This window comes from Polynucleobacter necessarius, from assembly GCF_900095215.1.
GTDB classification, from domain to species: domain Bacteria; phylum Pseudomonadota; class Gammaproteobacteria; order Burkholderiales; family Burkholderiaceae; genus Polynucleobacter; species Polynucleobacter necessarius_H.
The window spans coordinates 1,082,197-1,097,805 of record NZ_LT606949.1; the positions used below are offsets into that span (position 1 = coordinate 1,082,197).

The 15,609-nt window shown below is 47.7% G+C and carries 11 protein-coding genes and 3 pseudogenes; 7 read left to right on the plus strand and 7 right to left on the minus strand.

Annotated features, from left to right (window positions below; translation table 11 throughout):
- Positions 1–311: 311 nt before the first annotated feature.
- Positions 312–2,402, plus strand: a pseudogene (locus DXE35_RS05900) (cyanophycin synthetase); the annotation flags it as partial.
- Positions 2,403–4,972: pseudogene (cphA, locus tag DXE35_RS05905) on the plus strand (cyanophycin synthetase).
- Between the two features lie 111 nt (positions 4,973–5,083).
- Here cphA and DXE35_RS05910 read toward each other — a convergent pair.
- The 5 genes and pseudogenes from DXE35_RS05910 to DXE35_RS05930 all read right to left on the minus strand — a co-directional run bounded on the left by DXE35_RS05910 (position 5,084) and on the right by DXE35_RS05930 (position 11,988).
- On the minus strand, positions 5,084–6,082 hold the full coding sequence (locus DXE35_RS05910; protein WP_114689866.1) for a class 1 fructose-bisphosphatase: 999 nt from the start codon (positions 6,080–6,082) through the stop codon (positions 5,084–5,086).
- An 80-nt stretch (positions 6,083–6,162) separates the two neighbouring features.
- Positions 6,163–8,772 (minus strand): aminopeptidase N, encoded by a 2,610-nt coding sequence (gene pepN / locus DXE35_RS05915; protein WP_114689867.1) that lies wholly within the window; start codon positions 8,770–8,772, stop codon positions 6,163–6,165.
- Between the two features lie 128 nt (positions 8,773–8,900).
- Entirely contained in the window at positions 8,901–10,019 is a 1,119-nt protein-coding gene (ald, locus tag DXE35_RS05920) for an alanine dehydrogenase (RefSeq protein WP_114690393.1), read from the minus strand.
- A gap of 12 nt (positions 10,020–10,031) precedes the next feature.
- A pseudogene (locus DXE35_RS05925) lies at positions 10,032–10,991 on the minus strand (hypothetical protein).
- A 226-nt stretch (positions 10,992–11,217) separates the two neighbouring features.
- Positions 11,218–11,988 (minus strand): tRNA threonylcarbamoyladenosine dehydratase, encoded by a 771-nt coding sequence (locus DXE35_RS05930; RefSeq protein ID WP_114689868.1) that lies wholly within the window; start codon positions 11,986–11,988, stop codon positions 11,218–11,220.
- A 32-nt stretch (positions 11,989–12,020) separates the two neighbouring features.
- On the opposite strand from DXE35_RS05930, the gene pdxH reads away from it, so the two are divergent.
- Positions 12,021–12,641, plus strand: coding sequence for a pyridoxamine 5'-phosphate oxidase (pdxH, locus tag DXE35_RS05935; protein ID WP_114689869.1), 621 nt, complete (start codon positions 12,021–12,023; stop codon positions 12,639–12,641).
- Between the two features lie 12 nt (positions 12,642–12,653).
- On the opposite strand, the gene msrA is transcribed toward pdxH, so the two are convergent.
- Complete coding sequence (gene msrA, locus DXE35_RS05940) at positions 12,654–13,178, minus strand: peptide-methionine (S)-S-oxide reductase MsrA (RefSeq protein ID WP_331851938.1); 525 nt, start codon at positions 13,176–13,178, stop codon at positions 12,654–12,656.
- 95 nt (positions 13,179–13,273) lie between these two features.
- On the opposite strand from msrA, the gene DXE35_RS05945 reads away from it, so the two are divergent.
- The 4 genes from DXE35_RS05945 (at position 13,274) to DXE35_RS10600 (ending at position 14,607) form a co-directional block, all read left to right on the plus strand.
- Complete coding sequence (locus DXE35_RS05945) at positions 13,274–13,492, plus strand: hypothetical protein (protein WP_114689871.1); 219 nt, start codon at positions 13,274–13,276, stop codon at positions 13,490–13,492.
- A 30-nt stretch (positions 13,493–13,522) separates the two neighbouring features.
- Positions 13,523–13,885 carry an aldehyde dehydrogenase family protein gene (locus DXE35_RS11005; RefSeq protein WP_114689872.1) on the plus strand — a complete coding sequence of 121 codons (363 nt, stop codon included), beginning with the start codon at positions 13,523–13,525 and terminating at the stop codon, positions 13,883–13,885.
- Positions 13,821–14,207 carry an aldehyde dehydrogenase family protein gene (locus DXE35_RS11010; RefSeq protein ID WP_269459870.1) on the plus strand — a complete coding sequence of 129 codons (387 nt, stop codon included), beginning with the start codon at positions 13,821–13,823 and terminating at the stop codon, positions 14,205–14,207. Before DXE35_RS11005 ends, DXE35_RS11010 begins: the two co-directional genes overlap by 65 nt.
- A 79-nt stretch (positions 14,208–14,286) precedes the next feature.
- The gene (locus tag DXE35_RS10600) at positions 14,287–14,607 is read left to right on the plus strand and encodes an aldehyde dehydrogenase family protein (RefSeq protein ID WP_231970161.1); all 321 of its coding nucleotides are present in this window, start codon (positions 14,287–14,289) and stop codon (positions 14,605–14,607) included.
- 71 nt (positions 14,608–14,678) lie between these two features.
- On the opposite strand, the gene leuE is transcribed toward DXE35_RS10600, so the two are convergent.
- Positions 14,679–15,356, minus strand: coding sequence for a leucine efflux protein LeuE (leuE, locus tag DXE35_RS05965; protein WP_162784975.1), 678 nt, complete (start codon positions 15,354–15,356; stop codon positions 14,679–14,681).
- Positions 15,357–15,609: the final 253 nt, after the last annotated feature.

Sequence of the window (15,609 nt, forward strand, 5' to 3'; positions counted from 1 at the left end):
CATTGACCGTAAAAGTATAGCCATACCTCTATAACAGGATGGTAGGTCCACATCTTGGGACCACGGAGATGCTTAACGCTGAGAATCTCAATGGATTTATCTAGTAATTGGGGCATATATGCAGTGTTGCGATGGTCGGCGCCAGAGTTTTGGCGTTGACGCGTCAGACAGCCTCTCTGTTTCTAGTAGTTATTGAAAAACTCACAAAATTAGCAAAAATACATAAACAGGCCTAGTTAGACAATTTAACGGCTTTTGGGCTCTGAAAGTTGACAGGAGCAATAAATCTAAAAAATTCAGCTCCACTATATATTGGCGATTTAGAGGACTACCACGCTAACCTAATTTCCGGCTTGGATGATCGCCTGGTCAAAGCCCTCCCAAGCTTAGTTGAACATCGCTGCAGCTATGGCGAAACTGGCGGATTGTTGAAGCGCGTCGAAGAAGGAACTTGGCCCGCTCACATTCTTGAACACCTGACTTTAGAACTACAAAACCTAGCCGGCATTCCAGGTGGATTTGGTAAAGCGCGTGATGGTGATAGACGCGGCGTTTACAAAGTGATGGTCAGCGCAATTAATGAAGAGGTAACACTTACCGCCCTCAAATACACGCGCGATCTTTACCTGGCATTAGCTCAAGATACCAAAGACTGTGTGGTTGAAGTACAAGACATCATTGAGACGCTCCGCGATCTTGGCGACGACCTTTTGTTAGGACCGAGCACCGCTTGCATCGTTAATGCTGCTGAAGAGCGCGGCATTCCTGCCATACGCTTATCTGAAGGCAACTGAGTGCAGTTGGGATACGACTCCAAACAACGTCGCATCCGGACTGCTGAGACCGATCAGAATAGCGCAATCGCCGAAACTATTGCTCGAGACAAAGATTTAACCAAGAGCTTATTGCGCACCGCCGGAGTGCCAACTCCTGAAGGTAGAACGGTTACTAGCCCTGATGATGCTTGGGAAGCGGCACAAGATATTGGTCTGCCGGTGGTTGTAAAGCCGATTGATGGCAATCATGGTCGCGGTGTATTGATTAACGTCTATACCCAACAAGAAATTGAAGCTGCCTATGCGGTTGCGATTGATGAAGGTGGTGACGTATTCGTTGAGCGTCACATTGTTGGCGATGAACATCGCCTACTAGTAGTTGGCAATAAAGTCGTTGCTGCTGCAAAAGGTGAAACTGTTTGGGTTATCGGCGATGGCAAACATACAGTCCATGAATTGATGCGAATTCAGATCAATTCCGATCCTCGTCGCGGCACCGCTGAAGAACATCCACTCAATCCAGTGCGAATCGATTCCGCAGTTGCGCTCGAATTAGCCCGTCAACAATTAACTGGTGACAGCATTCCCGCCATCGACCATAACGTACTGATTCAAAGTAACGGCAACGTTGCATTTGATGTGACTGATTTGGTTCATCCTGATGTTGCCAGCCAAGTGGCTTTAGCAGCTCGCGTTGTAGGCCTTGAAATCGCCGGCGTTGATTTGGTATCGCAAGATATTAGCAAGCCGCTGCCAGATCAAAACGCAGCTATTGTTGAGGTGAATGCCGGGCCTGGCCTGTTAATCCATGTAAAACCTGCGAGCGGCAAACCCCAACCTGTTGGCAAAGAGATCGCAAATCACCGCTTCCCTCCTGGCGCGGATTGCCGCATTCCCGTGGTTGGTGTTTGCGGTGAACGTGGCAAAACGCCCGTTGCCGAAATGATTCCCCACTTCTTGCGCTTGACTAACGTCTATGTTGGCCTCTCCTGCAGCAAGGGCTTATTTTTCCGCAATCGCACCATCCCCAATTCCAATGCGTCCAATTGGGAGAATGCCCGTCGCACCCTCCTCAACCGCGCGGTAGAAGCCGTAGTGATTGAAAATAATCACCTATCCATGCTGATTGAAGGTTTGGCCTATGATCGCTGCCAAGTTGGCGTAGTGCTGAACGTGGATCCCAAGGCGAATTTTCCGCAGTATGCGATCTACAATGAAAATCAAGTCTTTAGCATTGTTCGCACTCAAGTGGACGTCGTTCTGCCAACGGGTGTCGCCGTTCTTAATGCGGATGATGCCATGTGCGTTCAGATGGCCGAGCTTTGCGACGGTGAAGTCATTTTCTTTAGCGAAAACTCTGACTCCGATGTCGTTAAGATCCACCTGCAAAATGGTGGACGTGCTGTTGCGATCGGCAAACAACAAATTACTTTGAAGGCTGGCAAGTTGGATCAAAAATCCATTCCCGTGCCACGTCATTCGGAAGCAAGCAGCTCTACTCCTTTGAAGACTATGAATTTAGGCGCAGCAATTGCCGCGGCCTGGGCTTTAGAAATTCCGTTCAATGTTATCGAAGCAGGCGCTGACACTCTTGCGCCTGACGCCACTACTGCTACAGTGGCTTAATTGGAAATCACCCGTATTCGCATGTTGCGCGGCCCAAACTTATGGAGCCGTCACACCGCTTTAGAAGCGATTTTTTCTTGTGATGAGTCAGAGCGCTCCATCGACTCTATCCCTCAATTTGAAATCAAAATTCGTGAACGCTTTCCGCAATTGGGTAGTATGCGTCCGGCGGTCACAACGAAGTACTCTCACTTGCTCATGCCTTAGAGCATGCGGCGCTCGGTCTTCAAGCCCAAGCAGGTTGCCCCATTACTTTTAGCCGTACCGTGCAAACGATCGATGCCGGCGTTTATCAAGTAGTCGTTGAATACACCGAAGAAGTAGTTGGCCGCATGGCTTTTGACTTTGCTTTCGCATTGATACAAGCAACTCTGAATGACGCTCCTTTTGATCTAGCGGCCGCCCTCTCAGAATTAGAAGCGTTGTACGAAGATGTTCGCCTAGGACCCAGCACTGGATCCATCGTGGATTCCGCTGTTCAACGCAATATCCCCTATCGCCGCATGACTGAAGGCAGCATGGTACAGTTTGGTTTGGGCAGCAAGCAAAAACGAATTCAGGCGGCGGAGACTAGCGATACCAGCGCAATCGCTTCAGCAATTGCGCAAGATAAAGAGTTGACCAAGAACTTACTTGCAGCCGCCGGGGTTTCAGTACCCCTTAGCGAAGTAGTTACTACCGCAGATGACGCTTGGCGTGCCGCTCAAAAAATCGGTGGTCCGATTGTTTTAAAACCCAAAGATGGCAATCAAGGCAAATGGGTTGTTGCTAACATTCAAACCGAAGAGGAAGTACGTGCCGGCTGTATCGTTACGCAAGCCTTTGGTCGTGAACCTATTGTTGAGCGCTATCTTCCTGGTGCTGACTACCGCTTGCTCGTAGTGGGCAACCGACTCTCCGCAGCAGCGCGTCGCGAACCTGCACAAGTAGTGGGTGATGATACCCATATCGTTGCTGAACTGGTAGAAAGAGAAAATAAAAATCCATTGCGAGACGACGGTCATGCAACTGCGCTCACCAAAATCCGCTGTGACGATATCGCACTCGCTCACTTAGAGAGCAATGGTTTAAGACCTCAGTATATACCCAAGACTGGTGAGCGCGTTTTGTTGCGTCACAATGCCAACCTCAGCACTGGTGGCACAGCAACCGATGTTACCGATGATGTTCATCCAGATGTAGCTATAAGCGCAGTAGCAGCAGCGCAAATGATTGGTCTTGATCTTGCTGATTTCGATATTCTCTGTGAATCTATTTACAAGCCATTAGAGCAACAAGGTGGCGGTATTGTAGAAGTGAACGCCGCGCCTGGTTTGCGCATGCACCTTAAGCCTTCTTATGGCAAGGGTCGCCCAGTGGGTGAAGATATCGTCAACATGATGTCCCCCCCCCAGGTGAAGATGGCCGAATTCCGGTAGTGGCCGTAACTGGTACCAACGGTAAAACCACTACCGTGCGCCTTATCTCTCATTTATTAAATGAAACGGGTTTGCGTGTAGGCATGACTGGTAGAGATGGTGTTTATATCAACCATCGTTTAATTGATACGGGCGATTTCAGTGGTCCTAAGAGCGCACGCAATGTACTCATGCATCCCGACGTCGACGCCGCCGTTCTTGAAACAGCACGAGGCGGCTTACTAGGTGAAGGTTTAGGCTTTGATCGTTGCGAAGTTGCCGTCGTTACCAATATTGGTGAAGGCGATCACTTAGGCCTTAACTACATTACTAGCGTTGAGGATTGAGTCGTACTCAAACGTGTCATTGTCCAGAACGTAGCCCACACCGGCGCAGCCGTCCTCAATGCCGCAGACCCAATGGTCGCCAAGATGGGTGACAAACACTCTGATCGAATGATCTTCTTTTCGCAAAATCAACATCACCCGGTGATTATCGCGCATCGCGCTAAAAACAAAAAAGTGATTTTCTTTGATGGCACCTACATTGTTGCATCCAAAGGCTCACGCGTCATGTTCCGATTCCCTGTTAGCGAAATTCCCCTTACGCAAAATGGCGTCCTGGGTTTTCAGGTGGAAAATGCGATGGCAGCCATTGGTGCCGCCTGGGCTTTTGGCCTGGATGCAGAAAGGATAGCCCACGGACTTCATAGCTTGGCAAGCGATCCCAATGCGGTATCGGGCCGCTTTAACCAATTCCAATGCAATGGCGCCACAGTCATCGCCAATTACGGCCATAATCCCGATGCTATGCGCGCTTACTAGCGCCGTAGAAGCGATGAAGCCTAAAAAGAGTCACCTGGTCATTAGCGGCGCAGGTGATCGTCGCGACGAGGATATTCGCGACTTAACTCGCATTCTAGGCAACGCTTTTGATAGCGTGATCCTCTATCAAGATGCCTGTCAACGTGGTCGCGAGGATGGTGAAGTATTAAAGCTACCGCAAGAAGGCTTGGTTGGCGCTACCAAAGCAAAGCAAGTTCAAGAGATTCATGGTGAATTCAAAGCCATTGATACCGCCTTGAATGATCTTTCAGCTGGTGACATTTGCCTCATCCTTATTGATCAAGTTGAGGAATCACTTGCTTACCTTAAAGAAAAGGTACGGCCGTAAGACAAAGTGCTCTTCCAGCATAGTCCCTTCATTGCATTTTCTAAAATATTTTGAAGACAATAAAAAACACAATCAAGCGATTGGGTTTTTTATTAGTTCAGGTCGATTGGATTATGAATGATAGTGCTGAATACGATCAATCTCTTCTTTCGATCCAAGCATGACTGAAACACGTTCGTGCAAATCGGTGGGTTGCAAATCCATAATGAGATCTGTGCCATTGGTAGAGGCGCCACCAGCCTGCTCTACCAAGAAGCTCATGGGGTTCGCTTCATACATCAAGCGCAACTTGCCAGGCTTATGGGGTTCACGCTGATCCCATGGATACATGAAAACTCCGCCGCGAGATAACACACGATGCACATCAGCCACCATAGAGGCAATCCAGCGCATATTGAAGTCCTTGTCACGTGCACCACTCACGCCAGCCAAGCATTCTTCAACATAGCGGCGTACTGGATCAGCCCAGTGACGCATATTGGACATATTGATCGCAAACTCTTTGGTGGAATGCGCAATCTTGACCGAATCTTTAATCAGCAAAAACTCGCCCGTTACTTTATTCAAAGTAAACATGACCACACCATCACCCAAGGTCAAAGCTATCGTAGTTTGTGGGCCGTAGACCACATAACCAGCCGCCACTTGATGGCGACCTGACAATAAAAAGTCAGCGGTTTGCAATGGTACATTGGGGTCTTGTTTCTTGAGAACTGAAAAAATAGTTCCAATAGAGACGTTTACATCAATATTCGATGAGCCATCCAACGGATCAAACAACAGCAGGTAATCACCCGTGCCTTGAACTGGAACAGGCAATTCCATCTCTTCTGAAGCTAGTCCAGCGAGAGATTTACAACCCTGCACACCCTCAATTAATAAATCATTCGCAATGATGTCGAGCTTCTGCTGAACCTCACCCTGCACGTTACCCGTTCCCGCGGAACTCAACAAGCCAATCAACGCACCCTGCGCCACTTCATGACTAAGAGTGGAGCAGGTATCAACTACTGCGGTCAGCAAATCTTGCAACCCAACCGGAATGGCAGCGCCCGCTGGCTTGGCAGAGGCTAAATATTGCTTGAAATTGATATGAGTACTTGAGGACAAAGGTATTTCTCCAGTTTTTCAATATGGTCTGATGAGTCTTTTGGCTCTAATTGACTCTATTTTGCATTTATTTGGGGCGCCTAGTTATCCAAAGCCTTTCCAATCACTTCCCGCACATCTGGAGACAGCGTTTGGCATGCTGAAACCCGCTCCAAAGCCGCCTTCATGCGACCTTGATAGGGTTTGACAAATAAGCGCCAACGATCCAAGGCTCTGGCTAAGCGTGCGGCTACCTGAGGATTAATGGGATCTAAAGCCAAAACGCTATCAGCCCAAAACTCGTAGCCGCTACCATCGGCCTGATGAAAGCTTGCCGGATTATTGGCGCAGAAGGCATGAATCACGCTACGAACCCGATTAGGATTGTTTAACTTGAATGCAGGATGCTCGCGAAGTTTTTTCACTTCCGTGAGCGTGGAGTCAAGGCCATCTACTGGAGGACGACTCGACTGCAAGCCAAACCATTTATCAATGACTAAAGCATCGTTAGCGAATCGATTGTAGAAATCAATTAAGCAATCTTTTGCCGCTTTTGCACCATGCACTACCAACGCGGATAAAGCAGCATAGCGATCTGTCATGTTGTCAGCAATGTGATATTGGTTGGTGACCATAGGAGCCCATACTCCTGGCGCAGCCTCAAGCAACATACTCAATGCGAGATTTTTAAGCGCACGCTTGCCGGCATCCACCCCATCCGACTTAAACGGTCCGGGGGTTTGCATTTGCTGATACAAGGCGGCCCACTCCAATTGGAGTTGCTTAGCAATTTCCTTGCGGAAAGCGCGGCGCGCACTGAAAATCTTCTGTGGATCAACGCTGGTGCATTGCTCATACAAATAGGACTCCGCTGGCAACGTTAAAGCCAGGTCCTTGAAGGTTGGGTCTAAATCAGGATCGAGCAAGATATTGCGATAAGCCTCAATCAGCTTGGCATCTGGCAAACGATTGTTGAGGATCATTTGCATAGCCAGTTTTTGACCTGCCTCCCAACGATTGAAGGCGTCATCATCGCTAGAAAACAAGGTCAGAAGATCTGCTTCGCTTTGCTCAAAATCCAAATTAATTGGGGCTGAAAAATTTCGATTAATCGAAAGCACTGGACGTTCTGCGACATTGTCAAAAGCCCATGTTTGAGTCTCTTGAGTTAGCTCTAGCAACTTTTCTGATTGATCATTGCCCTTGGTGATCAAACGCATTTTCAGTGGCATATGAAAAGGTTTTTTCTCCGGTTGGCCGGGACTAGGCGCGCAACTCTGTGTCAGCGTCAGCTGGTACTGTTTTTTGGCGACATTATAATGCTCCTGCACTTTCACCCTCGGGGTGCCTGCCTGGCTATACCAATTCTTAAACTGGGCTAGGTCCTTACTATTGGCATCCGCCATAGCCATCAAGAAATCATCACAAGTGACTGCTTGCCCATCATGGCGCTTGAAGTACAAATCCATCCCTTTACGGAAACCTTCTTTTCCCAACAGGGTCTGATACATCCTCACTACCTCAGAGCCCTTCTCATAAACGGTAACGGTATAAAAGTTATTAATCTCTTGGTACTCATTTGGGCGAATCGGGTGCGCCATTGGACCCGCGTCTTCTGGAAACTGCAATTGACGCAATAGTCTGACATCTTCAATACGTTTAACAGCCCTGCCGGATTCGCTACCCATTTGATCAGCGGAAAACTCTTGATCTCGAAATACGGTTAAACCTTCTTTTAACGAGAGTTGGAACCAATCCTGACATGTGACGCGGTTTCCAGTCCAGTTATGAAAGTATTCATGCGCGACAACGCTTTCAATATTGGCAAAGTCAGCATCGGTAGCCGTTTCGGGGTGAGCGAGCACAAACTTGGTATTGAAAATATTCAAGCCCTTGTTTTCCATCGCGCCCATATTGAAATCACTTACAGCCACAATCATGAAACGCTCTAAATCAAGCTCCAGCCCAAAGCGCTTTTCGTCCCAATGAATGGAGGCAATGAGCGAATCCATGGCGTGACGCGTCTTCTTCAGATCATGCGGCTCGACCCAAATCTGCAATAACTTCTTTGCCCCGCTAGTGGTGGTAATAGTCTCCTCTATGCATTCCAACTTACCTGCAACTAGAGCAAACAGATAGGACGGCTTAGGAAATGGATCCTCCCAGGTGGCGCTATGCCAACCATTGGGCAGCTCTTCTGCATTCAGTAGGTTACCGTTAGATAACAAGACTGGACACTCTGCCTCGCGAGCACGTAAGGTGACGCGATAGCGCGCCATTACATCGGGGCGATCCAGAAAATAGGTAATTTTTCTAAAGCCTTCCGCCTCACACTGAGTGAAAAAGTTTCCATTGGAAACATACAGACCCATCAATGTAGTCTGTTTCTCGGGAACGCAGACACAAATCATTTCCACGACAAATTTTTCTTTACCTTCATTAGGCAGAGAATGAATCATGAGTGTCTCTTGGGTTAATTCAAAATGACGATGCGCTTCGCCATTGATACGTAAGCTCACAAACTCGAGCTCGTGCCCCGTCAACACTAGAGGAGCGCCCAGCTCAAAACTTTTCCCCGGCAATACCGCAATCCGACTCTTCACAATAGTTCGAGCAGGATCTAAAGCAATATCGAGCTCTACTTGATCAAAGGTATAAACGGGCGGACGGTATTCGAGACGACGACAGCTCTGGGGAAGATCGGTTTTCATGAATCTATTTTAAGTCTATACCAGCAGACTTGTTGTCATTGGTCTGATTCTCAAAATCGACCCTGAAAGAGCGGGTTCATCCAGCTTCAAACTCCACGTTGAACCCACTCCCTTTCGAAAATAACTCCCTATGCAGCCAATAAGGCTTCAGCAGCTTCAAAGTCCAGGCCTTGTGCAATGGCAACAGGCTTTGAAGTCAAAATACCCTTATGGATACTTAAGCCATTGCGGAAATGATGATCTATCGACAGCGCCTTCAGCACCCCGCGGTTGGCCAAAGCCTCAACAAAAGGATAGGTTGCATTGGTTAAAGCAAAGGTAGATGTTCTTGCGACCGCTCCTGGCATATTCGCGACACAATAATGAATCACGCCATCCACTACAAAAGTAGGGTCTGCATGAGTAGTTGGTTTGGAGGTTTCACAGCAGCCGCCCTGATCAATCGCCACATCCACCAAAACTGAGCCTGGTTGCATTTTTTTGATCATGTTATGTGTTACCAACTTAGGTGCCGCAGCACCAGGAAGCAATACCGCCCCAATCACAACATCAGCCTTGCTTACCTCTTGTTCAATTAGCAAGCTGTCTGAGTAAAAGGTTCTCACCCGATTTCCGTAGAACATATCAATTTGTCGAAGACGCTCAATATCGCGATCAAAAATACACACGTCTGCACCCAGTCCCACCGCCATCTGCAAAGCATTACGCCCTACTACACCGCCTCCCAAAATCACAATCTTCGCTGGCGAGACTCCTGGAACGCCGGCCATCAGAACGCCCAGGCCGCCATTTGTTTTTTCTAAATGCGATGCAGCCGCCTGAATCGACATACGTCCAGCTACCTCACTCATTGGCGCCAGCAAAGGCAAGGCGCCATTCATGGCAGTAACCGTTTCGTAAGCGATACACGTCGCGCCCGACTGCAATAAAGCCTTAGTTTGCTGAGGATCTGGAGCCAAATGCAAATAAGCAAACAAGATTTGATCTTCACGCAACATCGCGCACTCCTGCGCCTGAGGTTCTTTAACTTTGACAATCATCTCTGCCTTTTGAAACACTTCTGCCGCGCTATTAATTAAGCTGGCTCCAGCAAGTCGATACGCCTCATCACTCAAACCGATCTGCTGACCAGCACCCCGTTGAATCAGGACGGAATGCCCCTGTTTACAAAGCCCACTCACATTACCAGGTGTTAAGCCCACCCGAAATTCATTATTTTTTACCTCTTGAGGTACGCCAATAATCATTACCATCTCCCATTATTTAAATGCATGCTTGATTGCTGTTTTACGATGTAAGCCCATGACATAAAACATCACGAGATACACACCCAATAAACACGGCCACACAATTAATGCGATCCGTGCATCCTCATGAAAGCCCATCAACACCACTACCAAGGCAATGAATGCCAGAGCAAACCACTAGGAATAATGCCACCAAGGAGCGCGATAAGCTAAATCAGCCACTTGGCTCTTCGAGAGGGAACGACGGAATTGAATCTGCGTAATTAAGATTGCGATCCAAACCATTAAGCCAGTAAAGGTCACCGCCGCAATCATGTATTGAAACGCCTTGTCGGGCACAAAATAGTTTAGAACGACGCCAGTCATGCTTCCACCAATGCCATTTGGAAAAAAGCCGCCGTGTTGCCATAAATTACTCAAACCTATCCGCTGCCAATCATTGGTGAAGTCAAACAAAATCACAGCGCCTCCAAGTGCAATCATCGCGGCAATGGCCACCACCTTAATCAGAGCAAACCAAAAATCACATTCACCACACACCTTTACTGCGATGAGATTGATTAAGCCCATCATCACAATTGAGGAAAGCGCCCAGAGCCATTGCGGCGTTTCTGGAAACGAAATGCCCATATAAATACCAACTGCCGTGACTTCCGCAATCCAAACCACCACCCAATAAGTCCAATGCCCAACAGCTTACCATATAATCGACCAAGGGATCGACATAAGAATTGGTATAGGCCGCGAAGGAGCCCGATACCGGCTCATGAACCGCCATCCCGCCGAGCGTGCGCAGAACAATGAAAGCAACAATCCCTGCTAACAGATACCCCAAGAGAATGGATGGCCCGGCAATTTGAATAGCACTTGCCGATCCAAGAAATAGCCCAACCCGATCGTTGAGCCTAAGGCCATCAAGCGGATGTGTCGTGCTGTGAGGTGGCGTTTTAAGCCAGTATGTTCAGTCTGCAAGAGAGGCCTCCTTTCAATTTGTCGTTGGCAACTTCTCAACGGAGCAAAGTCTAGGGAGAACTAGTGCGAAGTACTAGAGGAGAAAAACTACTCAAGTGACTAATTAATAAATACATCTAATCAGATAAAAATAAAAATGTCTTTTAAATCAACGGCAGTCTTTGCCATAAATAATTGATGACTGCAAAAGAATCAGTAATTTCTTACAGGGAATCCCCTTAAGAATTTAAGGCGTTTTTACTGAGTATTGCTGGGCAGCAATCAGATTGAGTATTTCAGCCGCGGCGGCCAAGCCACAAGCAGCTGTCACCATCACAGTTGAACCATAACCTGAACACGCAAGCCCACCGCTAGAGGCGCCAGCGCGTGGCTCATGTGAATAGATGACGCGAATGCCAATTTTTTTCTTTAGGTTTCTAGAAAAACCATGGTCCTGCCTAAGCCCTTGACGGACTTTGGCCAACAATGCATCTTGTTCCGTGCGCGAAAGATCTGCACGGCGTACCGAGGTGGGGTCTGATTTCCCGCCTGCGGCACCACACATGACCAAAGCACGTTGATTTTTAACCGCCCAGACAGATAAAGCGATTTTGGTTTGCACTGAATCAGTGGCATCCAATACCAATGCATCTTCTGGAATGAGTTGATCCAGATTTTCTGGCTCTAAAAATTCATCGCAAGCGGTGAGCTTGATCTCTGGATTGATTTGCAAAATGCGTTGAGTCATCGCCTCTACTTTGGCTTTGCCATATTGCCCCTCTAATGCGTGTAGCTGCCGGTTGGTATTACTCTCTGCTATGTGATCAAAATCGATCAAGACCAGATGACCTATACCGGTTCTCGCCAAAGCTTCTGCAGCCCAGGAGCCAACCCCACCCAGACCAGCCACCACTACTATTGCATTTAAAAAGCGCTCACGCAGCTCGGGCCCATAGAGTCTGGAGACTCCCCCAAAACGACGATTTTCTAAGCTGCCGTCTACCTTGTCTTCTGCCATAGCTTCTCTTTATACTGAAAAAATGGACTCCATTGCTCAACTCCGCAAAAACCTTTGGTCAGCTCTCAGACACCGAGGTTCCTCACGACCCATTGGCGCTTTTTCAGCTCTGGTTTGATCAAGCAGTAAAAGCGGAGTGTCCGGAACCAAACTCCATGACCCTAGCGACAGCAGATCAAGCAGGCAATCCATCAGCCCGTATTGTCTTACTAAAAGGCGCCGATCAAAACGGCTTTACCTTTTTCACCAACTACGAAAATCAAAAGGGGCGTGATTTAGCTATTCGACCGCAAGCTGCCCTACTCTTTCATTGGCATGAATTAGAGCGCCAGGTGCGTATACAGGGCATTGTTGAGAAGGTTAGCGCGGCTGAAAGCGACGATTATTTTCATTCGCGCCCGCCCGCCTCCAGAATTGGTGCCTGGGCATCCCCGCAAAGCGCTGTCATACCGAATCGCGAATTGCTTGAAGAAGCGGAAAAACGCTTTAAAACGGCTTTTGGTGAAAAGCCTCCTCGCCCAGAGCATTGTGGCGGCTATCGTTTACATCCAACTGAAATTGAATTTTGGCAGGGTCGACCTTCTAGACTGCATGACCGCATGCACTACAAACTAGAAGGTGGAGAATGGCGCCTGAATCGCCTCGCTCCCTAACCTGTCAAAGCCTTAAAGATATTGAGGTGCTATCAGCGCTTTAAATTTCGTCCTGAATTTAGCAAGCTTGGACGCAACCACTGCCATGCAATACCCTTGATGTGGATGTTGCTGAAAATAATTCTGGTGATAATCTTCTGCAGGGTAAATCGTTGGCGCAGCCTCAATCTGCGTCACAACTGGATTAGAGTAAATCCGAGAATCCTCTAACTCCCGAATGACCTCATGCGCAATCTTTAACTGCTCTTCGCCATGAGTGAAGATGACCGAGCGATCTTGTGTACCGTAATCATTCCATTGATAGTTCAAGGTAGTTGGATCATGGATGACAAAAAAGAGTTCGAGCAAACCCCTCAATGAAATCACCCTAGGGTCGAATAAAACATCCACAATCTCTGCATGACCTGACACTCCGGTACAAACTGCCTCATAAGTCGGATTAGGCCCAGCGCCACCGGCATAACCAGAAACCACAGACTGCACCCTGGTAATTTGCTGATAAACCGCCTCAAGACACCAAAAACAGCCTCCACCCAAGGTGGCACGCTCTAACAGGGGTTTTTTTATCTAAATTTGTTTCCATGGCTTTATCATGATGCGTTATTCAAATGCCCGCTCACCATTAATAGACTATGAACCGCTTCACTATCCAGCTCGACGAAATTAAAGCAGCATATGCTGCCGAACAAAATCCCACAATTGAAGTCAGGCTAGATCGCATAGCTCGCATTGAAAAAATGATTGAAGTCAATGAAGAAAAGATAATATGTAAAGCCTTAATGGCCGACTTTGGTGTACGACATCCAATAGAGACACGTCTAGCTGAATGCCAGATGATTTACCAAGCATGAAAATATACGCGCAAGCACTTCAAAGAATGGATGAAGCCTGAGCAAATAGAGGTTCCCTCGCATATGGGCGCTTCACAAGCTTGGATTGAAAGTCAGTCGCTGGGTGTTGTTGGCATTCTGAGTCCATGGCATTACCCAGTGCAATTGGCGCTCATTCCGGCGATTGCCGCTTTTGCCGCTGGCAATCGCGTTTCGTTAAAACCATCTGAACGAAGCTCTCGCACCTCAGGCTTTATTGCCAGCCTAATTCAGGAGTACTTCCACCAAACCGAATTTTGTGTCACTACTGGCGGGCCAGATGTAGCAGAACAATTTGCAACGCTACCTTTTGACCACCTTTTTCTTTACCGGTTCTGGAACGATCGGCAAGAAAGTGATGCGCGCTGCCGCTGACAACCTCACTCCAGTCACTTTGGAGCTGGGTGGGACAACCCACGTCATTGTTGATAAGAGTGCCAAACTAAAGGATGCTGCCGCTGCCATCATCTACGGCAAACTGCTGAATGGCGGACAAACCTGCATTGCACCAGACTATGTTTTGCTAGATCCCCGCACTCAGGACTCTTTTATTGCAGAACTTCAGGCCGCAGCTCAAGCGCAATTTAGCAACCCTGAAGAATTAACTTGTCCAATTAATGAGAAGCAACTGGAATACTGGCAGCACTTAGAGCGATGCTCTAGAGCGTGGAGCAAAAGCCATTCCCCTTCTAAATAATCCTGGTGCATGGGCAAGACCATTCGAGCCACTAGCGCTAACGAATGTTCCACCAGAGGCGCGAGTACTGCATGAAGAAATCTTTGGACCTATTTTCCCGATCGTGACTATTGCCGATGCTACTGCGGCAATTGCTTATGTCAATCACAAACCCAATCCCCTTGCTTTGTATTGGTTTGGTAAAGACAAACAGAATCTCAAGCGTGTTTTAAGTGAAACCCGCTCTGGTGGCGTTACAGTCAACGACACACTGCTACACATCACCATTGAGGATTTGCCTTTTGGTGGCGTAGGTGCAAGCGGTATTGGCAGCTATCATGGTAAAGCAGGGTTTTTATACGTTCAGTCATCAAAAATCGATTCTGGAAGTGCGCGGTTTCTTTGGTTTAAATTTATTTAAGGGAAGTAAAATCGCACGCCCTCCTTATGGAAAAATGACAGAGTGGCTTTTGCGTTATTTGAAGTCAGTCTTCAAGCCAGCAGCAATCGCACTGCAAACCCGATAAACATGCTGCCAGCCAATATCCAGAGGGCCGAGGAAACACGGAGATGCGCCTGAAAGAATTTAAGAAAAATTTGCCCCGCGACAATCAGGCAGGTCAAATACGTCATACTCAATATTTGCAAAACTATCGCGAGATAGAAAAAGGTATGCGCGGGATTCTGAAAAGCCGAACGAATGAATTGCGAAAAGAAAGCAATAAAGAAAAAGATTGCTTTTGGATTGGTCAGCGATAACGTTAACGCAGCCACAAGTGGATGTAACTGCATCAAACGCATTTGAATCTCATAGGCCTTCGCTTGCTCTCCCATGGACCAACGTTGCAAACCACTTCGCAACAGACCATACCCCAGCCACGCCAAGTAAGCGGCACCTACAATACGCACAATGCTGAAGATGATGGGCGAAGAGATCAAGATAGATGCTGCGCCTAAAACGACAGCCATCATGAGAATGGAATCGCCAATGAAGATGCCAAGTGCACCCCATGCGCCAGAACGCCAACCCTTTTGAAGCGCAATAGTTAAGACGTAAAGAGAGTTTGGGCCAGGCAACAAAATAATGAATAAGGTACCGAGCAGATAACTAGAGAAATCTACAATTCCGGCGTTGCTAGGGGATAAGAGACTAAATGAGAGCCATTCCATCTCCATATCATAATTAATTCGGGAAAACCCTTGTAATCTGGTTCTCAAACTGTCATAATTGGAGGCTTTTTTAAGCAATTTGATTCATCGCCCCCCAGCTCTATTTCAGCGTACCGTTTAGAAGTGAAGTCATAAACACCGAAGTTCCAAAAACGCGCTGCCGCTTGTCTGATGGTCGATGCCTTTGACCATCGCACCCTGTAAAAAACTATGGGTGCAACATATGGAGACATCCCTTACAGGGGATGTGTAA